The 20268-nt window shown below is 46.6% G+C and carries 21 protein-coding genes and 1 tRNA gene; 20 read left to right on the top strand and 2 right to left on the bottom strand.

The features are described 5' to 3' along the window. The first annotated feature begins 73 nt into the window (after positions 1 to 73). The 17 genes from FOT42_RS12765 to FOT42_RS12845 all read left to right on the top strand — a co-directional run bounded on the left by FOT42_RS12765 (position 74) and on the right by FOT42_RS12845 (position 12690). Positions 74 to 147 (top strand) — tRNA-Pro (locus FOT42_RS12765). Positions 148 to 369: 222 nt separating this feature from the next. Next, positions 370 to 1644: a site-specific integrase gene (locus FOT42_RS12770; protein ID WP_036385944.1), complete on the top strand. Its 1275-nt coding sequence runs from the start codon at positions 370 to 372 to the stop codon at positions 1642 to 1644. Positions 1645 to 1728: 84 nt separating this feature from the next. Further along, on the top strand, positions 1729 to 2112 hold the full coding sequence (locus FOT42_RS12775; protein ID WP_036379075.1) for an ArsR/SmtB family transcription factor: 384 nt from the start codon (positions 1729 to 1731) through the stop codon (positions 2110 to 2112). Next, a complete protein-coding gene (merTP, locus tag FOT42_RS12780; protein WP_036379073.1) occupies positions 2105 to 2707 on the top strand; it encodes a mercuric transport protein MerTP in 603 nt (200 codons plus the stop codon). Before FOT42_RS12775 ends, merTP begins: the two co-directional genes overlap by 8 nt. Before the next feature lie 2 nt (positions 2708 to 2709). Continuing rightward, a complete protein-coding gene (locus FOT42_RS18345) occupies positions 2710 to 2922 on the top strand; it encodes a GDCCVxC domain-containing (seleno)protein (RefSeq protein ID WP_081894160.1) in 213 nt (70 codons plus the stop codon). Between the two features lie 108 nt (positions 2923 to 3030). Then, positions 3031 to 3363, top strand: a complete 333-nt coding sequence (locus tag FOT42_RS12790; RefSeq protein WP_036379071.1) for an ArsR/SmtB family transcription factor — start codon at positions 3031 to 3033, stop codon at positions 3361 to 3363. Positions 3364 to 3431: 68 nt separating this feature from the next. Next, a complete protein-coding gene (locus FOT42_RS12795) occupies positions 3432 to 4064 on the top strand; it encodes a hypothetical protein (protein WP_108423558.1) in 633 nt (210 codons plus the stop codon). Beyond that, positions 4061 to 4531: a DUF6428 family protein gene (locus FOT42_RS12800; protein WP_036379069.1), complete on the top strand. Its 471-nt coding sequence runs from the start codon at positions 4061 to 4063 to the stop codon at positions 4529 to 4531. Before FOT42_RS12795 ends, FOT42_RS12800 begins: the two co-directional genes overlap by 4 nt. Before the next feature lie 16 nt (positions 4532 to 4547). Then, on the top strand, positions 4548 to 5180 hold the full coding sequence (locus FOT42_RS12805; RefSeq protein ID WP_036379068.1) for a low molecular weight phosphatase family protein: 633 nt from the start codon (positions 4548 to 4550) through the stop codon (positions 5178 to 5180). 3 nt (positions 5181 to 5183) lie between these two features. Further along, entirely contained in the window at positions 5184 to 6230 is a 1047-nt protein-coding gene (arsB, locus tag FOT42_RS12810) for an ACR3 family arsenite efflux transporter (RefSeq protein WP_036379066.1), read from the top strand. A gap of 2 nt (positions 6231 to 6232) precedes the next feature. After that, on the top strand, positions 6233 to 7003 hold the full coding sequence (locus tag FOT42_RS12815) for a metallophosphoesterase family protein (RefSeq protein ID WP_036379065.1): 771 nt from the start codon (positions 6233 to 6235) through the stop codon (positions 7001 to 7003). Between the two features lie 322 nt (positions 7004 to 7325). Then, a complete protein-coding gene (locus tag FOT42_RS12820) occupies positions 7326 to 7922 on the top strand; it encodes a sigma-70 family RNA polymerase sigma factor (RefSeq protein ID WP_051947131.1) in 597 nt (198 codons plus the stop codon). Positions 7923 to 8007: 85 nt separating this feature from the next. Further along, positions 8008 to 8244 carry a thioredoxin family protein gene (locus tag FOT42_RS12825; protein ID WP_051947130.1) on the top strand — a complete coding sequence of 79 codons (237 nt, stop codon included), beginning with the start codon at positions 8008 to 8010 and terminating at the stop codon, positions 8242 to 8244. 12 nt (positions 8245 to 8256) lie between these two features. After that, a complete protein-coding gene (locus FOT42_RS12830; protein ID WP_051947129.1) occupies positions 8257 to 9231 on the top strand; it encodes a permease in 975 nt (324 codons plus the stop codon). A gap of 12 nt (positions 9232 to 9243) precedes the next feature. Then, a complete protein-coding gene (locus FOT42_RS12835; protein WP_051947128.1) occupies positions 9244 to 9783 on the top strand; it encodes a sigma-70 family RNA polymerase sigma factor in 540 nt (179 codons plus the stop codon). 74 nt (positions 9784 to 9857) lie between these two features. Then, on the top strand, positions 9858 to 10325 hold the full coding sequence (locus FOT42_RS12840; protein WP_161594391.1) for a DUF2703 domain-containing protein: 468 nt from the start codon (positions 9858 to 9860) through the stop codon (positions 10323 to 10325). A 568-nt stretch (positions 10326 to 10893) separates the two neighbouring features. Continuing rightward, positions 10894 to 12690, top strand: coding sequence for a ParB/RepB/Spo0J family partition protein (locus FOT42_RS12845; protein ID WP_151890958.1), 1797 nt, complete (start codon positions 10894 to 10896; stop codon positions 12688 to 12690). 129 nt (positions 12691 to 12819) lie between these two features. On the opposite strand, the gene FOT42_RS12850 is transcribed toward FOT42_RS12845, so the two are convergent. Next, the gene (locus FOT42_RS12850; RefSeq protein ID WP_036379063.1) at positions 12820 to 14367 is read right to left on the bottom strand and encodes a Fic family protein; all 1548 of its coding nucleotides are present in this window, start codon (positions 14365 to 14367) and stop codon (positions 12820 to 12822) included. Positions 14368 to 14568: 201 nt separating this feature from the next. Then, complete coding sequence (locus FOT42_RS12855) at positions 14569 to 15324, bottom strand: SOS response-associated peptidase (protein WP_036379062.1); 756 nt, start codon at positions 15322 to 15324, stop codon at positions 14569 to 14571. A 116-nt stretch (positions 15325 to 15440) separates the two neighbouring features. Here FOT42_RS12855 and dinB point away from each other — a divergent pair, with 116 nt between their 5' ends. From dinB to FOT42_RS18455, 3 genes are all read left to right on the top strand, one after another. After that, complete coding sequence (gene dinB / locus FOT42_RS12860; RefSeq protein WP_036379060.1) at positions 15441 to 16655, top strand: DNA polymerase IV; 1215 nt, start codon at positions 15441 to 15443, stop codon at positions 16653 to 16655. A gap of 1 nt (position 16656) precedes the next feature. Continuing rightward, entirely contained in the window at positions 16657 to 19638 is a 2982-nt protein-coding gene (locus tag FOT42_RS12865) for a DNA polymerase III subunit alpha (protein ID WP_036379058.1), read from the top strand. Positions 19639 to 19884: 246 nt separating this feature from the next. Further along, the gene (locus FOT42_RS18455; RefSeq protein ID WP_081894468.1) at positions 19885 to 20193 is read left to right on the top strand and encodes a DUF6660 family protein; all 309 of its coding nucleotides are present in this window, start codon (positions 19885 to 19887) and stop codon (positions 20191 to 20193) included. Positions 20194 to 20268: the final 75 nt, after the last annotated feature.

Raw genomic sequence — 20268 nt, forward strand, 5'->3', positions numbered from 1 at the left:
GCATTCGAGGGCAAAAGTTTTGTAGGGGCTGAGGCAAAATATCATCAAAATTTATATTTTTGCAGTCCGATTTCGGGATGTGGCGCAGTCTGGTAGCGTACACGCATGGGGTGCGTGTGGTCGCTGGTTCGAATCCAGTCATCCCGACGAACCATGGTTTTATGACACTAAGTAAAACCTTAATTAATTGAAAACCAGAAAATTAATTTTTTCTGGTTTTTTTTATTTCCATCTGAAACCATCGGTGAGGATGTCCTATAGAGTGTCCTATTTTTGTCGGGAAAAATTCCCTAAATTGTACTTCCATTATTGATTTTTCGTGTGATTTGACTTTCGCTTCAACCAATGTTTCACTTAAAGCGAGAACACATGAATACCTCTAACTCCTTCAGTATCAGTTTTTGGCTGAAAAAATCAGGAAGAAAAAAAGATGGACGGTTTCCAATTTATGTCCGGATCAGATGTAAAGGAAAAAATGCAGATCTCAGTGTCCATAGATCAACTTTTGAAGAACGATGGTGTCCTATTTTGGGAAAAATGGACCATAGGGCCAGTGAATCCGTTGTTGTAAACAAATATCTGGACGACGTCCGTGCAAAGTTGCTGGAATGCCATCGGCAACTTAGTGCCGAGAGTAACTTTATAACGGCACAATCCATCAAGCTTCGATATCTGGGAAAGGACAAGGTGATGCTCACCCTATTGGACCTTTTGGAGTACAACCGAACCTATGAGTTGCCCAAACTGGCCAAAGGGACGGTCAAGAACTATTCCTCCACAGAGACCTACCTGAAACGCTTCATTGCCAAAAAATATCGGGTACCCGATATTGGGCTGGCCTCGATAGACTATGCCTTTTTGATCGAGTTTGAAAACTTCCTGCGGAACTGCGAACCCATCAAATCGTTCCAGACATTGAACAACAACGGTATCATGAAACATATGCTGCGGTTCAAGAAATTGGTGACCATGGCCTATAAATTTGATTGTATCCCCAAGAATCCCTTCAATCTGTATAAAGTGAAAATGGAGGATTATGACAGTGCTTTCTTGGAAGAGGAGGAAATTCTGGCGCTGGACCAATTGGAATTCGAGGAAAAGGGCATGGAACTGGTCCGGGATATTTTCCTTTTTGCCTGTTATACCGGACTCAGCTACATAGAGATCAAACTTCTCAATCCCAATGGTATCGTATCCGGCATCGACGGGGAACTCTGGATCGATGTAAAACGCCAAAAGACCAAGACCGAAGTGAAGGTTCCCCTATTGCCCAAAGCCAAGAAAATCTTGGAGAAGTATGTGGATTTTCCCAAAAATGAAAATACCGTTCTTCCAGTGTATTCCAATCAAAAGGTGAACCAATACCTAAAGATCATTGCACAAAGGGCAAATATTGATAAGCACCTAACCTTCCATGTGGCCAGACATACCTTTGCAACGACAATCACCTTAATGAACGACGTGCCCATTGAGACCGTTTCCAAACTCCTCGGGCATACCAAGCTTTCAACGACCCAAAAGTATGCTAGGGTCGTGGAAAAGAAAATCAGCAAGGACATGGCCCAGTTGAAGGAGAAATTGGGAAGCGGGCAAAGTAAAGCGAACGACAATTCGGAATATCCGACCCTAAAGATTATCAGGTAATGTGACCCAGGGCTTGATATTGTTCTTTTGCCACCCATTTATTTTAGAGTTTGCTAAAATAATAAATTACTGTAACTTCGTAGTATGGATAAGAACATATGCATACGTTTGGAGGCGGATGCCAAACAGATAATGGAATGCAGGGAAACTATGCAAAATTTGGAAAATTCCATGGACTCCCTTTCAGGGATAATGAATTTAATGGGCAATCCGGTTCGGCTTAAGATTCTCTACCTTTTGAACCAAGAGCAACGCTTATGTGTCTGTGACCTTAGTGATATACTGGAAATGAATGTATCCGCAATTTCACAACATTTGCGCAAGCTCAAGGACAGAAATTTGATCACATCCCAAAAGGAAGGCCAGATGATCCATTATTCCTTGGTGACCGATCATTCGCCGTTACTTTTTCCAATTTTTGACCTGCTCGATAAAAAAGAACAAATAAAACCAGTAAACCATGAATAACAAGAAAACCTTAATGGGATCTTCCATTATTTTGGCCATGGCCACCTCCCTTTGTTGCATAGGACCACTTTTGGCCATTGTGGCCGGAACATCTGGCCTGGCGTCCAATTTTAAGTTTTTGGAACCGTTCAGACCGTATTTGATCGGAATTACGGGTTTGGTTTTGGTAGTGGCGTGGTACCAACAGTTAAGGACAGTCGCCAAAAAGGAAATAGACTGTGCATGCGATACGGACGAAAAGCCGGCCTTTTGGAAGGGTAAAATTTGGTTGATGACCATCACGGTCTTTGCCTTAGCGATGCTTGCCTTTCCCTATTATGCCCAATCTTTGTACCCGAAACAGGAAGCCAAGGGTCAAACGAACTTTTTTGCGAGCCAAGATGTCAAGGAAATCAATATTCCGGTCGTGGGAATGACATGCAGTGGGTGCGAGGCACATATTGAACACGAGGTCAATGGACTTGATGGGATCATCATGGTCAAGGCAGATTACCAAAAAGCCAATGCACAGATAATGTACGATCCCGCCAAAACCACCAGGGATGCTATCGTGAACGCCATTTTGAAAACCGGATACACCATAAAGGACCAGTGATAATGGATATCAATCTGTACTCTACAATTACCTGTCCGCATTGTGGCAATTCCAAAGAGGAAAAGATGCCTACGGATTCTTGTCAGTTCTTTTATGAATGTGAAAATTGCGGCTCCATTCTAAGGCCCAAAAATGGCGATTGTTGCGTGTATTGTTCCTTTGGTTCGGTGGCCTGTCCCCCCATTCAGGCAACATCCGGATGTTGTGGTACATGACCAAGTGACCCTGAAAATTTGTAAAGCCTTGGTTTGAACCTAAGTATTTTTATCGAAAATCTTTTTATGTTGAATCAATATATTGTAATATTGCGATAAAATAATGATATGGGACTGGCAAAGACCGAAATATTTACCGAAAACCAGAATGAGCTCGCCCTCATCGGTAAGGTATTTGCCCATCCCGCCCGGATTGCCATATTGCAGCACCTCTTCAAGGTCAAGGCCTGTGTCTGTGGTGACCTTGTGGACGAGATAGGACTGGCACAGCCTACGGTTTCACAACACTTGAAGGAACTCCGGAACATGGGACTCATCAAGGGCGATGTGGAGGGCACCAGTGTCTGTTACTGTGTCAATGTGGCAAATTGGAACGAAATGAAGGATAAGTTCAAGGCATTCCTCGATCAGGGGATTGAACTGGACCAAGAGTGCTGTTAGTATTTTTTTGAACCCATTAATCGTTTTATTGCGATTAACTAATAAACTGAAACCATAAAATAGAAACCATGAAAACAAAAATGATCCTAACCATGGCACTGCTGCTGTTGTGCCTCCCATTGACCACACATTCCCAGGAACTGAGGGGAAAGATCCAACGCTCCGTAAAGGAACTGAAGACCGTTTTTCCCCAGATACCCAAAGAAAAGATCCAGCTTTTGGACCAACTCGCCGCCAGAATGGTGTCCAATATGGGGGAGACCCCTTATACCGTTGTATTTGTGGACCAGGACAATGACGATATGGGCCAATTGGCCATGATCTGGCTCAGGACGGGCCTTATGTACTACGGATTATATGACAGGTTCAAGGTGGAATCCGCTGGTCTGGATACCGCCAATGAGACCCTTCCCGGTCTGGCCCTGCTGAAGAACGATGGGTTCAGGGTCTCCAATGCGCAGGGCGAATCCCTGTTCACGTATTCGGTCCGCTATGGCTCCGATAGTTGGACCATCAACAGAAAGACCCTCGAATCCTTACATTTGGACGAGGACAGCAGTGTCAAGGTATATGTACAGGATGGGCTGACGGACCGAAATGCAGAGGTCCTTTTTGAAAACAAGGCCGTCATCGCGGGGGAAATGATCTATGTCGCCACCCAGGTCGATGCTATTATCAAAGCTAAAATGAACAATCCATGAAATTATCAGAAGTAAAAGAAGTACTGTCCCGATTGGAAACCCTTGGCTTCCAATTGCCCACCGGGGAAATGGTCCCCGGACATTTCCATGTCACCGAAGTGGGGAAGATTCACAAACACTTTATAGACTGCGGGGGAACCGTGCGCCATGAGGAAGTGGTCAGTTTCCAACTGTGGGAGGCCAACGACTATGACCACAGGTTGCATCCCGAAAAGTTGGTTCATATCATCGAACTGTCCCAAAAGGTATTGGAAATAGAGGACTCACTGGAAGTCGAAGTGGAATACCAGGGCACCACTATCGGAAAATATGGCCTTGCCTTTGATGAAGGGCATTTTCTGTTGACCACCAAGATGACCGACTGCCTTGCCAAGGACCAGTGTGGGGTCCCCGAAAAGAAACCAAAGGTAAGACTGTCCCAATTGAAAAGTGAGCCCTGCTGTTCCCCGGACGGCAATTGTTGCTAAATCTTAATTCTATATAATGACTACGACCACAACTAGCCTGTTCCCTGAAATAGCGGGATTCATCACAACCTTGAAACTGGATGCCGTTTCCCCGGAGCGTAGGGAAATCCTTGATCCCCTTGCCGGGTTCATACAGTCGAAAGTTTCCGAAAATCAGGAAATACGCCTGAATTTCATTTGCACCCACAATTCCAGGAGGAGCCACCTGTCACAGATATGGGCACAGGCCATGGCTTTCCATTTCAACATCAAGAACGTATTTTGCTATTCGGGGGGGACCGAAGCCACGGCCCTGTTCCCGATGGTGGCGGAAACCTTGGGGAAACAAGGGTTCCAGATCCAACAGCTTTCACAGGGACAAAATCCTGTCTATGCCATCAAATATGCGGAAAATGCCCATCCGGTGATCGGGTTCTCCAAGAAAATGGACGATGCCTTCAACCCCAGTTCCGGCTTTGGGGCCATCATGACCTGTGATTCGGCCAATGAGGCCTGTCCCTTTGTGCCCGGTGCGGAAAAGCGCATCCCCATCACCTTTGAGGATCCCAAGGCCTTTGACAATACCCCGCAACAGGCCGAGAAATACCTTGAAAGGAGCATACAGATAGCAACGGAACTTTGGTATGTATTTTCACAGATCAAATCATAACACATGGCAGTAAAAAAATTGAGCTTTTTGGACAGGAACCTTACCCTTTGGATCTTTATCGCCATGGCGGTAGGGGTCGGTATCGGTTACTTCTTCCCGTCCTTCCCCGACATCATCAATTCGTTCAACAGCGGCACCACTAACATCCCCATTGCCATAGGTCTCATCCTGATGATGTACCCACCTTTGGCAAAAGTGGATTATAAACTGTTGCCCAAGGTGTTCAAGAACACCAGGATCTTGACCATTTCCCTGGTGCTCAACTGGATCATCGGCCCCGTGTTGATGTTCGTCCTGGCCATCCTCTTTTTGAGGGACTATCCCGAGTATATGGTCGGATTGATATTGATAGGTTTGGCCCGTTGCATTGCCATGGTGCTGGTCTGGAATGACCTGGCCGAGGGCAGTGCGGAATATGGTGCGGGACTGGTGGCCCTGAACAGTATCTTCCAAGTGTTTGCCTACAGTTTCTATGCGTGGATCTTTATCACCGTTTTGCCCCCATATTTTGGCTTTGAAGGGGCCATTGTGGACATCTCCATAGGGACCATAGCGGAGAGTGTGGCCATTTATTTGGGCATCCCCTTCCTTATGGGCATCCTTAGCCGAACGATATTGGTCCGGATCAAAGGGGAACAGTGGTATGCCCAAAAGTTTGTTCCCGCCATTTCTCCCATGACCTTGATCGCCCTGTTGTTCACCATTGTGATCATGTTCTCCCTCAAAGGGGAACTTATCGTGGAGATTCCCATGGACGTGGTGGTGATCGCCATACCCCTCTTGGTGTACTTTACCCTGATGTTCATCATTGGGTTCTTTTTCACCAAGGCGATGGGTGCCGAATATGACAAGACCGCTTCGGTGGCCTTTACAGCAGCCGGGAACAACTTTGAGCTCGCCATTGCCGTGGCCATTGCCGTCTTCGGACTGGATTCCGGCCAGGCCTTTGCAGGGGTCATCGGGCCCTTGGTGGAAGTTCCTGCCCTGATTCTGTTGGTAAGGGTCGCCTTTTGGTTGCGCAAAAAGTATTTTAAACCGCAAACCGCATAAGGATGAAAATTGCACTCTTCTCGGACATCCACGCCAACCTTCCTGCCCTTGAGGCCTTTTTTGTGGATGTGGAAAAACATAGGCCGGACGCCATCTATTGCCTTGGGGACCTTGTGGGCTATAACATCTGGCCCAACGAGGTGGTCCATGAGATCAGAAAACGCCGGATACCCACCATTGCGGGCAACTATGATTTTGGCATCGGACGCAACAGTGATGATTGTGGCTGTGCCTACAAGAGCGATGAGGAAAAGGCGAACGGGGCAATTTCCATATCCTATACCAACTCCATTATGGGGGATGATGAAAGGGCCTACCTGAAAAACCTTCCATCCCATATCAATGTGGAGTTCAAAAGGAACGATGAAACAGTGAACCTACTCCTGGTGCATGGAAGCCCAAGACGAATCAACGAGTATCTTTTCGAGGACCGGAAGGAGAAGAGCCTGGTACGCATCCTGCGGGATGCAAATGCCGATATCCTCTGTTTTGGACATACACACCAACCCTATCACAAGGCCCTTTTGGATTATGATGGAGGCACCATATACCGCCATGCGATAAATATCGGATCCATCGGAAAGCCCAAGGATGGCGACAATAGGGGATGCTATGTGCTGTTGAACATGGATGGGAACTTCCGTAGGCCGGACAAGAATAGCATCCATGTGGAGTTTGTACGCTTCGAATATGATGTCGAAAAGGCGGCCAAAGCCGTTGAGGGCAGCATATTGCCCAACGCTTACGCTGGAGCATTGAGAAAGGCCCATTGATTATTTTTTAAGGCCTTAGTCTAAATATTTTCTTGTAAGACAATCCAAATCTGTGATGAATTTTGTAAGGAACAATGTAAGTACAAGAATATAACAGGCAACTTGGTGGAAATATTTTCCATTGTAAATCTACCCTTGATCAGCATTTAAGGGAATTGAAAACCATGGTCAGTTACAGGGAAATTTTACCACTACTAAAGCTTCATCCTTAATTGACAAAGGAAATAGGAAGAGTGAAAAATAAAAGTTTCACCAACCTCTTTGTATACATATCCTGTGTAGGCTGGCACACCATTAAACCGAAAGCCATAAAAGCAAAGCCATGAAAAAGAAATGTTGCGATATTAATGAACAGATCGAAAGTTTCTACAGTTATTTAAAATACTTTACCTTAAAAAAGGTTCGGGATGAAACCATTGCGGAAGATATTGTGCAAGAGGTAATGCTGAAACTGGTCGAGTCCTATCAAAAAAATAGGGAAATTGAAAACATCAAGGCCTGGCTGTTTCAAGTTGCCAGAAATACCATTTATGACCATTTCAAAAAGAGTGCCCCAATTGTTGAACTTAGTGATGTAAAGATACTTGAGGCAACTGAACCAACCAATCTGGAGCTATCCGTGTATGATCATATGATACCCATGATCCAGTTCCTTCCCAAAAAATATGCCGAGCCTTTACAATGGAGTGACATCGACAAACTATCCCAAAAAGATGTAGCTGAAAAGCTGAACTTGGGGTATTCGGCTGCAAAAATGCGGGTGCAAAGGGCAAGAACAAAGCTAAGGGAATTATTTGTGGAATGCTGTGATATCGTATATGATGCCAATGGCAACTTCGTCAATTGCTCTGTTAAGGAATCGTGTATCCCGTTAATAAACCACTTGGTTGATTTTCAGGCATCCACAAAGTACAAATAGGTAGAATCATTTTTTTATTGAGAATTGTGTCTTTTGACACGCCATTTTAGACTACATAGTAAAGTTTATTTAAAATTACTGAACTATGAGTACTGAAGTCAAAATTTTACATTCATCCTGCTGCGCCACTGCATCCCCCATAAGGGCACAAATCGAAAAAATTGCCAGTGAAAACCATCTGGACGTAAACATCACCGAGTTTTCTGACCTCAAGGACACCATGCCCTACGGGGTCCTTACCTTTCCTGCATTGGTCATTGACGGGAAGGTTTATGACTATAAAAAAGTCAGCAACGACAAGGTGTTATTAGCAATTCTTTAAAACGTTTTTAAGATGGAAATCTTTACAAAACTGCTTACCCGACTGGCAGACTATGTTGTCCATGTCCTTTTGGGTATTCCTGATACGGATACATTCGGCTCAGCATTACACTATTTCATCATTGCCTTTGGCTCTATTTCCATTCTGGTTGTGCTGGTGACCTATGTAATGGGAGTGGTAACAAGCTATTTGCCCATGGAAAAAATCCGGGATTATTTGGAGAAACACAAAAAATCAGGTCTTGGGAATGTTGTGGCCTCCTCTTTGGGTGCCTTGACACCTTTTTGCTCGTGTTCTTCCATTCCTTTGTTCGTGGGAATGATGCAGGTCAGGATCCCACTGGGAATTTCACTTTCCTTCCTCATAACCTCACCCTTGGTGAACGAAATCGCTATTGCCATTTTCTGGTTGGGCTATGGTTGGAAAGTTACAATAGTGTACCTACTTTCAGGAATCGTCTTGGGGGTGATCGGTGGAATTATCCTGGAAAAGATGGGTATGGCCAAATATGTGGCAGAATGGCTCAAGGACAATGAATGGAAAGCGCATTCGAGGGAAAAGGATAGCAGAAATTTGCTGAAACGATTTCCTGGAATTCATCGGGAGGCCATTCGGACCCTTAAAAACCTTGTCCCCTATATTTTTATAGGAATTGCAATAGGGTCATTTATCCACGGCTATGTCCCCGAGTCATTTTTTGGCACCTATATTTCAAAATCCAACCCTTTTGCGATTCCCATTGCCGTATTGGTATCGATTCCATTGTACATTGATGCGGTTGGAATCCTGCCCATATTGGATTCGCTCGTTGACAAAGGGGTTCCGTTAGGGACGGCCATGGCCTTTATGATGGGTTCGATCGGACTTTCCATCCCCGAAGGCCTGCTGCTCCAAAAAGTGATGCAAAGGCAGTTGATCATTGCCTTCTTTTCAACTATTGCCATTGGAATGATCATTTCCGGTTATTTGTTCAACCTCCTTTTTTAACAACCTATACTTATGAAATGTGATATATTCAATATTTGGGAAGACCTTCGGACTGATTTAAGGAACTATGTGGGCAAGCGTGTTTACAATGAGCATGATGTTGATGATATAATGCAAACGATTCTTATCAAGGTCATAACATATTGTGAGAAAAAAAATGACGTAAGATATATAAAGGCTTGGTTATACAGGATTGCACAACATACAATTTTTGACTTTTACAAGAAGCCAAGAAAGACCACACTTGTTGACCTGGAACAGTTGCACCTGTTTGTTCCGGATGAATATGATGAAAACGTCTTTGTTTGGCTCGATAAGTTTATAAATGGTCTCCCTATCGACTATTCAACTCCCTTGAGACTTTCGGATATAGAAGGCCTTCCGCAGAAAAGTATTGCCGCGCATCTGGGCTTGACATTATCGGCAACAAAGTCAAGGATCTTAAGGGCAAGGAAAAAGGTTAGGGCAAAGTTTGATGAATGTGGTGAAGTTGAATATTCTGAAAACCAAATGTGGAGATTTACCATTACAAAATCCTGTTGCCTATCATAATTTTGTATAAACCTGCATCCTTTGTCCATTTTCCATGTCTTAGGGGTAAACTTTAATCTTAAAAACGTATGAACATGGAAGTAAAGACAAAAAATGCATTGAGAGTGACCCTTTTTCAAGTGGGAATGCCAACAACTGGGGAAGGTACTTGCTCAGCCTGTGATTCTGTTCAAGGTGTATTGCTATCGGCGATTCAAGAAGTTCAAGAACTCTTTGATCATTTGAACTGCGAAATCTTGTTCAGTTCAACCATGATTAAAACGATAGAGGAAGCCGAAAAAGCCCATATTGTTGCTTCCCCTACCATAAGGGTCGGCAACCTCGATTTCCATCCTGAACATTTGGAAGACAGTCCGGAAGCCAGGGAATGGGTTTGGAATGGAGCTACAATGGGAGAACCCAATAAAGAAATCTTAATCGAGGTATTGCTCAAAGGCTATTTTGAACCCAAAAATGACCATGGGGAAATAACCTTGTCCCCTTACATTCTAAAACACTTAAAAGGAGAAGTGACCGCGGATTCCAACTGCGGATGCCATTGATGAATGATTGGGTGAACCGCCTTAGGTTCTGTTAGATGAGATTTACCTCATACAAGAAAAGACCTTATTAAGCTCATCGGAAACGATGGGCTTTTGTTTTACCTATTTTTTGAATTTGGCAATCTTCCCAGTAGTATTTCATTACCGTTCAATACCCCAATGCCGTATCGTCCCCTCGTTTGTCCGCCCCGCCCTCAAATAAGTCATTTTCAGGACTAGGACGGCGGATACGCTTCCCATAACCTAGGTTCGTGCCTGATTGATATTGTAGCCTTTGGTTTTTAGGGTTCTATGGGTTTTCAAAGAAAAACCTTCGGTTTCAAACATGCGTACAAGGGATATCCATCTAAGGTTTGGAACTATAATACCCTTATGGGCCTTCTGGAGGGGTAGATTTCTTTTTTATCTTCCAATAGTTTTCGAAAGATAAGCCCGCAAATGGTTTGTCGGACAAGGGACGGCATAAAGCCGTTCCCCTGTCACTTTTTATTCCGTTTCCTTGCCACTCCAAAAATTTGTCTTCCGCTTGGTTTCCGCTCAAATATTGTTTAACCAAAATCCAAAGATCATGGAAGCACAAACAAAGAAGAGAGCGACACGTAAAGCAGGTAACAACCAAGGTTCAAAGTCGGAACAAACCAAAACTGTGGAGAAGGTGGAAAACGTTCCACAGATCCAGTTGTTGGGAATCGATTCGGTTTTCCCGGACCCAGACCAACCCCGAAAAACCTTTGATGAGCAAAGTCTCAATCATTTGGAACAGAGCATTGCCGAACATGGGGTGCTGCAGCCGATCACCGTACGAAAATCCGACGAAGGTTTTATCATCGTCATGGGTGAGCGAAGGTATCGTGCCAGTAAATTGGCAGGATTGACCACTATCCCTGCCATGGTAAGGGACTATAGGGACACTGAGATTCTGGAGGTCCAGATCATCGAGAACCTACAGCGCAAGGATGTGGAACCCACGGAGGAGGCCGAGGCCATCCAATTTTTGTTGGATCGTTACGAACCCGGGGAGATTGCAAAACGTCTGGGCCGATCTGAGAACTATATCCGGCAACGCATCAAGTTGGCAGGATTGATCGAGGGATTCAAGGCCTTTATCCGCAGTGGGGAAATGACCCTCTCCCTAGGGGTGGCCGTGGCCCTTTTTGAACCCGGAGAACAACTGATGCTGTTGGAAAGCCTAGAAGACGAATTCCAGGAACATCGGATCAAACGGATGATCGAAAGCCGCACCTTCGATCTGTCCAAAGCCCCTTTTGGGTTGTCGGATAAGACGTTGCTTCCCAAAGCCGGGGCTTGCCATACCTGTCCCTTCAATGCTGCCAATCAGGGCAATTTGTTCGGTGATGGGAAGATGGTCTGTACCCGGACCTCCTGTTTTGAGAACAAAAAGACCAAGACCTTTATGCAGCTATTGAAAAGCGTGAAAAAGGAAGGATTGAAACTGGTGCCCAACATCAACAAATACCGGGTGGACGAGGAACGCAACCAATGGGTCATGGCCCAAATGGAAAAGGAGGGCCTAGCGGTGCATTTGACCAATGGGCTGGACATTTTAAAGGAGCCCATAGAACCTACCATGAATCACATTAGGGAGGAGCACCGACACTATGAATATACCGAGGAAGAGTTGGGTGAATTCCTGAAAGAGGCCCTGGAATCCTTCACGGAGGAAAAGGAGGCATGGGACAAGGCCGTGGACCTTGGATTTGAAAAGGGTATCCTGCTGGAAACGGACACCTATTTGAGCCGGCCGGTATTTGTGAAGGTCAGGGAAGAAACCCATAGTGGAAGTTCAGGTACCAAGGCCTTGGAGCAACGCAAAATGTCCGAGTGTACCCCGGAGGAGCAGATCATCAAGATCAATACACGGGAATTGCGGAAAAAACAGATCGAGAACAACAACCAGTTCAAGGAAGTCGTGGACATGATACGTGAGACCGATTATATCAACCTGAAAAAGCCTTTGTCCACGGATGAAATGGTGGCCATTGCCATTTCCCTGTTCGAGAACAACATCGGGTATTATAGCCAAAGGGAACATTTTGGGGAATTCTTCGGCGAGGATTCCAAGTTATCCGATGGGGAACGGGTGGCCCGGTTCAAACAGGGTTTCAAAAAGGAGACCTTGTATAAACTGCTCCGGTTCCTGTTGACCCGACAGGTACACCTTGGGGAAAGCAACCACTCCAATGATTTGACCAACCGATCCTTTTATGTGGCAATGCAATCCTTTTACAAGGAGAAGATTTTGGGAATCGAAAAATCCTATACTGAAAAGCGTCAAAAACGGGAGGAACGGATCAAGGAAAGGGTGGCCAGTTTAGAACGGCAGGCCAAAATATTGGAGGGATAGGGCTTCCAAATGGTACAAAAGAAGGGTTCGGGAAAGCGAACCCTTTTTATTTTGGTCGAACCATGCCGGTGTCCTACCACAGATAGGGATTTGAATAGTTAGGGAACCCAAACTGGGTCAGGTTACCCATCAACCTTGGAAAATACTTTGGAATGAATCTTCAATTTCCTGGATTTCAGCATCTGTCAATTCCGCAAATTCCTTTTCCCTTCTTTTTTTGGACAATATACCTTCATTCTGGTTCAGAAACTTGATCAAAAGATCGACTTTGGTATCCGGTAAGGTCACACGGGCATTGATAAGGTTTGTCATCCGATCGTATTTTTCCAAATAGTCCAATTCTTCCGGTATGATCCTTTCAATGGTCTCTTCCACACAGGTATACAGGAATTCCGCTTGTTTGGTCAAATCAAAGTACCGGTATAGATCAATGGTTTCGTTCAGGATATCGATGTTATGGTCTTGTGTTTCCTCCCATTCGATCAAATCGACCCTTGGCGAGGAAAAATGCTCCAGAATATCCTGATATTCATCAATCCGTTCCAGAATGGCAGAGGATATGGGGAATATCATACCTCTCTTGGTATACCCCATCCGGGTAAGCAAATGGTGGATGATATAGCGATGTATCCTCCCGTTGCCATCGGATAGGGGATGGATAAAAACAAAGCCAAATGCGATGGTGGCCGCGGCCAATACAGGATTGTACCGAGACTTCTGCAACAGCTCGTTCGTACCGAACAACCCTTGCATCAAAAGAGGAAGGTCCTTGGCCTTGGCAGAGATGTGGTCGGGCAAGGGGGAGAGGGTCTCCCTATCGTGCTCCCCAATAAAGCCTTCCCCGGTCCTGATGCCCATATGCCTCAGTTTTTTGTTGCCGATGACAATATGCTGTAACCGTTCGATCTCCTGTATGCCCAAAGGGGACTTGCCCGATTGGCCTATGGCTTTTCCCCAATTCCTTGCCCGCATGCTCGGGGGATGTTCCCCTTCTATGGCAAAGGATGCCTTCGAGTCCTTCAACAATAAAAAAGCAGCGGTCCTTCGAATAAGATCCTTGTCCCGTTTGCCCAATCCCTTTTCGATGGTTTCAGATAGGTCCTTGGCAATATACCCATCCAGTTTTGCCGTCCGTCGGATCATCGGGCAGTACCCCGGGACCCCGGGCAGGTTGTTCTTGACGCGATGCCGTGTGGAATTCTCGGGCTCGGCCGTATATTGTAGGTTGGGGTCCACCACCGTTACATAAGTGCCCTTGTTCAGGTTCGGTACGTCAAGGGTTATTCCGGTCAGCCATTCGTATAGAAACCACGCCCTTCTAGTGTATTGCCCCGTGGGCTCCTCTTCCAACATTTGGTGTATGATGGCATCCCCGGTCAACTCGAAAAACCTTTTGAGGAGATATAGGTCCAAGGGCTCGTATTTAAGGGCAAAGACCAAATGGCTTTTCAGGTCGTCCTTGGGTTTGTGCCTTATGGTGAACACTTGCCATTGGTCCGTATCGTAGCGTTGGTGCTTCTCCGTTGCCATGGCCAATATATCAGGCAGGGGAACCGCTACATCAAATTGATTCTCCATTGTGGCAATCAAAAGGGACTGACCTACCAAGAAACCTTCCTCAGGTAAGGTGCGGCCATGAAAAACCGTTATTTTCTGTGAAAAATCATTATTTTTCATATGATGACGTGAAATATAATGACAAATATACCATGAAAAACAATTACTTGGCGTGAAAAACGATGATTTTTATATATTTTTCATGAAATATAAGTACATCTGTCTGGGTTGACCGTTGAAGATCTTGCACTTCCGGGGCTAGCGAACCCTTAATGGGGGATATTCCCTGTCCGTACCCATGAACATGGTCAAAAGGAAAGGTCAATAGGGTATGGACACCTCTTCGTAGTCCACTTTTTCAATGATGCCCGGATAGTTGGAATCCACACTTCTACTATAGAGGTCCTTGGTGACGGGATAGGCTTCCAGATCACCTTCCCATAGATCGTCATCGATAAGATCTTGAACATCTGATTTATTGTTGCCGTTATGTAACCAAGCATCCAAGTTTTCATCATCAATGATGACGGGTCGCCTTTTCTTTTCATTGTGGATTTCCTCGAACATGGGGGTGGCGTCCTTGGTGAGTACGGCAAAGGTCCTCCGTCCATCGGCCGTGTTGGTATAGATGCCCGCTAGGTATATGGGGTCGCCGTTCTTTCTATGGAAATAAAACGGAACTTTAAAATCCTTTCCCTTGACTTTCACTTTCGTATTGTGTGGTTCGAAGAATCCGTCCACGGGAATGATACAGCGTTGGTGCTCCCAACAGTACCGGTACACGAAGTGGTCAAAGAGCTTTTCGGATTTGGCATTCAGTCCCCCAAAGGTTTTTGGGTTCTTGAAATACTCCGTGTAATTTTCCTGCTTTTCCTTTGGGGGCATGATGCCCCACATCGCAGGGAGCATATTGTAGGGCTCTTCCTGGCCCAAAGTCCACATCACAGGATGGCTCCAGCCGTTGGCGTGGAAATAAATGAGTTCCAGGTCGGTGTCCAGGTCACCGTACATGGCCTTGACAGAAAGGAGTTTTTCCAGCTCCTTCCGTTCCCGGGTCTGTCTGGTCGAGTAACACATGTTGAGGTTGAATTATGCCGTATTAAGATAGGCAAAATTGTTAAAGTTTTGAAACGGGTTGTTTCTTTCCGTACATTTGGATATTTTCCAAATTATAGGAATAAATCCAACATTTTATGAAACCCACCATTCTCCATATCGATCTGGATACCTTCTTCGTCTCCTGTGAACGACTACTGGACAGCCGTCTGATGAAGCGGCCCCTCTTGGTCGGTGGGTTGGGGGACAGAGGGGTGGTCGCGGCCTGTAGCTATGAGACCCGGCGTTTTGGGGTGCATTCAGGGATGCCCATGAAAGTGGCCCGGAGGTTGTGTCCGGAGGCCACTGTGATTAAGGGCAATGCAGGGACCTATATGAAGTTCTCGGACAATGTGACCGAGATTATCAAGGAGAGTGTCCCGGTCTTTGAAAAGGCCAGTGTGGACGAGTTCTATGCCGACCTTTCCGGGATGGACCGTTTCTTTGGCTGTTACAAATACGCCTCGGAAATTCGACAACGGATCTTGAGGGAAACGGGATTGCCTATTTCCTTTGGACTCTCCCAGAACAAGGTGGTCTCCAAAGTGGCCACCGGGGAGGCCAAGCCCAACAACCAGATGAAGATCGATCTTGGACTGGAGAAAGAGTTCCTGGCGCCTTTACACATTCGTAAACTGCCCTCCGTGGGGGAGAAAACCTATGGGCTTTTGTCCAATATGGGGGTGACTACCATACAGACCGTACAGCAACTGCCCTTGGAGATGCTGGAAAGCGCCTTTGGGTTGCATGGACGGACCATCTGGATGCGGGCCCAGGGGCTGGACAATTCCCCCTTGCTCCCGTTTCATGAACGGAAGTCCATTTCTACGGAACGTACCTATGGAAAGGATACCACCGATATGGTCAAACTGGAGACCACCTTGTTCGCCATGGCCGAGAACCTGGCCTACCAACTCCGAAGGGCCAATAAGATGACGGGCTGTGTGAGTGTGAAGATCCGGTACAGTGATTTCAAGACCTACACCAAGCAGAAACGGGTTCCCTATACTTCTGCGGACCATGTGTTGGTACCCTTGGTGAAGGAACTCTTTACCTCCCTTTATGACCGAAGGATGCTCATCCGACTCGTGGGTGTCAACTACAGTCATATCGTAGGGGGGCATTACCAGATCGACCTGTTCGCGGATGACGAAAAACTGCTCAACCTCTATCAGGCCATGGATCGTGTACGGAATCGATTTGGGGAATCCAGTTTGATGCGGGCCTCGGCCATGGGGGCCCATAGTATAGGAAGAGGCGGAAACCCCTTTGACGGACAACCACCCATCTTATTGGCCCATAGACAACAATAGCATGTACTTGAACTGCCATACCTATTATTCCTTGAACTACGGGGTGCTTTCCGAAACGGAGCTCTTGGAGTTGGCCTGTTCCCATGGGGTGGAAACCTTGGCCCTGACCGATATCAACAACAGTTCGGCAGGGATGAACTTTGTGCGACTGGCCCATGAGCAGGGAATACGTCCCATTCTGGGCATCGATTTTCGGAACGGGAACGTACAGGAGTTTGTGGGCCTGGCACAAAACAATGAAGGGTTTCGGGAGATCAATGCCTTTCTATCCGAACATTTGCATAAGGGAACATCCATTCCCTCCGTGGCTCCAATATTCGAACATGTCCATGTCATCTATCCCTTCGAGAAGATCCAGGAGGAGGAACGGACAGACTTCCGAGCTTATGAGTACATTGGGGTATCCGTCGAAGAGCTCCGGAAATTACGGTTCTCCCGGTACCGGGATTATACCGATAGATTGGTGTTGTTACAGCCCGTGAGCTTTCGTAACAAAAAGGATTTCAATACCCATCGGTTGCTTCGGGCCATAGGATTGAACACACTGTTGAGTAAACTTCCCCAGTCCGAGGAGGCCAGACCCTCTGATACCCTTCGGTCCATGGAGGAACTAAAAAAAGCCTTGGTTGATTTTCCGCATATCTGGGAGAATACGCAGCGGTTGATGGACTCCTGTACCATTGCCTTTGGGTTTGGAAGTGAGCGGGTTTCCCAGAACCAGTCCCGTTTTTTGGCGTCCAAGGCCTTGGATGTGGAGCGGTTGCGGGAACTGGCATTGGATGGGCTGCCTCGACGCTATGCCCATCCCACGGAAAAGGTCAAGGAGCGGATGTTCCGGGAACTGCGTACCATTCAGGAACTGGACTTCGTGTCCTATTTTTTGATCAACCATGATATCGTCTCCTATGCCAAGTCCAAAGGGTATCCCTATGTGGGTAGGGGAAGTGGGGCCAACAGTCTGGTGGCCTACCTAATTGGGATCACCGATGTGGATCCCATTGAACTGGACCTGTATTTTGAACGGTTCATCAATCCCTTTAGGGCCTCCCCTCCGGATTTTGACATTGATTTTTCCACCTGGGACCGGGACGATGTCACGGCCTATATTTTTGAACGTTTCGAGCATGTGGCCCTATTGGGAACCTACAACACCTTTAAATACCGGGCCGCTGTTCGGGAACTGGGCAAGGTGTTCGGTCTGCCCACCGAGGAAATCGATAAGCTCAGTGCAGGTCGGTATGAGCAAGGAAGCTTGGACGAACTGGCCCGATTGGTGCTGAAATACGCCACCTATATCCATGGGATGCCCAATTACATCAGTGTGCATTCCTCGGGGATCTTGATTCTGGACCGTTCCGAGCATTACTATTCGGCCACGACCCTGCCGCCCAAAGGGTTTCCGACGGTGCAGTTCGATATGATCATTGCCGAGGATGTAGGCCTGTTCAAGTTCGATATCCTTGGGCAACGGGGATTGGCCAAGATCAAGGAGGCGGTTGAGGTGATCAAGGACAACCGACCCGATGCCATGCTTTGGGACATCAAGAGCGTGGAGGCCATGAAACAGGATGCCAATATCAATCGGCTGTTGAGCCAAGGAAGGGCGATAGGGGCCTATTATGTGGAATCCCCAGCCATGCGGGGGCTGATGAAAAAGCTACGGACCCATGACTACTTGGGACTGGTGGCGGCCAGCTCCGTGATCCGTCCAGGGGTATCCTCCTCGGGGATGAAGGATGAATATATCCGCAGGGAGCGGGAACCGGAACGCCGCAAGGAGGCCAATCCCATCCTGTTGGAGATCATGCCGGAGACCCATGGGATCATGGTCTATCAAGAGGATGTGCTCAAGGTGGCCCATCTCTTTGCAGGACTCGACCTAGGGGAGGCCGATGTGTTGCGACGGGGGATGAGCGGAAAGTTCCGTTCCCGGGAGGAATTCCAAGCAGTGAAACTCAAGTTTTTTGAAAACTGCAAACAAAGGGGGCACGATGCTGCCTTGACCCAAATGGTCTGGGAACAGATCGAGAGTTTTGCGGGCTATGCCTTTGCCAAGGGACATTCCGCTTCCTATGCGGTGGAGAGCTACCAGAGCCTGTATCTGAAATGCTACTTTCCCCTGGAATTTATGGTAGCCGTGCTCAACAATGGGGGAGGGTTCTATGATACAGAGCTCTATGTCCATGAGGCTAAGATGTGGGGAGGAATTATCCATCCGCCCTGTATCAACCGCAGTGATCATGTCAATGTCATCTATGGGAAGCACATCTATTTGGGGCTGGGGCAGCTTCGGAGTTTGGAACGTTTGGTCATCCAACGCATCCTGAACGAAAGGCAGCTCCATGGGAAGTTCCGGGATTTTGATGATTTTATCGACCGTGTCCCGATTGCCATCGAACAGTTGACCATCTTGGTACGTATCGATGCCTTTCGTGTGTTTGGGGTACCCAAGAAACAAGTGCTTTGGCAGGCCGTGTTCAAGACCAGGGCCCATCGAAAGGATACGGTCCAGAAATTGCTCTTTAAACCCAACCACCGGCATTTTACATTACCAAACTTACCTTCCCATCCTATTGAGGATGCCTATGACCAAATAGAACTCTTGGGATTTCCGCTATGTGGGTATTATGAATTGATGGACGGCAAGGTAAGGAGCCGATTGACCGCCGGTGATTTTGAGGCCCATGTCAACCAAAGGATATGGATCTATGGTTCCCTAGTGCATACCCGACTGAACACCACATCCAAAGGGGACACGATGCGCTTTACCACCATGCTCGATCTGGAAGGGCATTTTTTTGACTGTGTCCACTTTCCCCAAACAATGGCATCCACACCCATTCATGGAAAGGGGACCTATCTATGCCATGGAACGGTGACCGAAGAGTTCGGGCATTTCAGTCTGGAGGTGATCTCGACCATCAAACAACCCTTGAAACCTGACCCAAGGCAGGTAGGTACAGGTGCACTGATGGCCAAATAAAAGGCGTGTAGAACCTATTCCGATCAATACTGCCCAAAGATAAACCCGGAAAATATTTCTCGGACAAGGGACGGCATAAAGCCGTTGCCGTTGTCACTTTTTTCATACTCTAGTAATGACCTGATATTTTAGGGGGAAAACTCCAATAATGAAGTTTGGAACTACTTTTTATTGGTCCAAAAAGAGTTCCTTTTAAGAACCATTCTTTGCAATAGAGTTGCACTTGGATTTTTTTATCTTTGCCCCGTGAAATTTTTGACAATCATATTAACAATATACTTCTTGGCGCTCAACGTGGTGCCTTGTAGTGATTCAGGGAATGCCTCTGACGATTGCCAAACTGTTTCGGTAGTCGATTCTGACGGCGACCAAGGTGACGATTGTGAACTTTGCTCGCCTTTCTGTCAATGTCATTGTTGCCACGTTCACACCATAGATTTTGGGCTTGTCGCATTTGAACCGTACCAGCCAGAAATCCCAGACGAATTCTTTGCCCATTTTGATGACCTCGGCAAGGATATTCCACCTTCTCTTTTACAGCCCCCTCGGGCATGATCCAGTTTTTATAGGATAAAACTATCCTGTTTTGACGTGACTTTTTCATGGTTACGTCAATATCGTGCGTTGCTT

Source organism: Flagellimonas hadalis (assembly GCF_007785775.2).
In the GTDB taxonomy this organism is placed as follows: domain Bacteria; phylum Bacteroidota; class Bacteroidia; order Flavobacteriales; family Flavobacteriaceae; genus Flagellimonas; species Flagellimonas hadalis.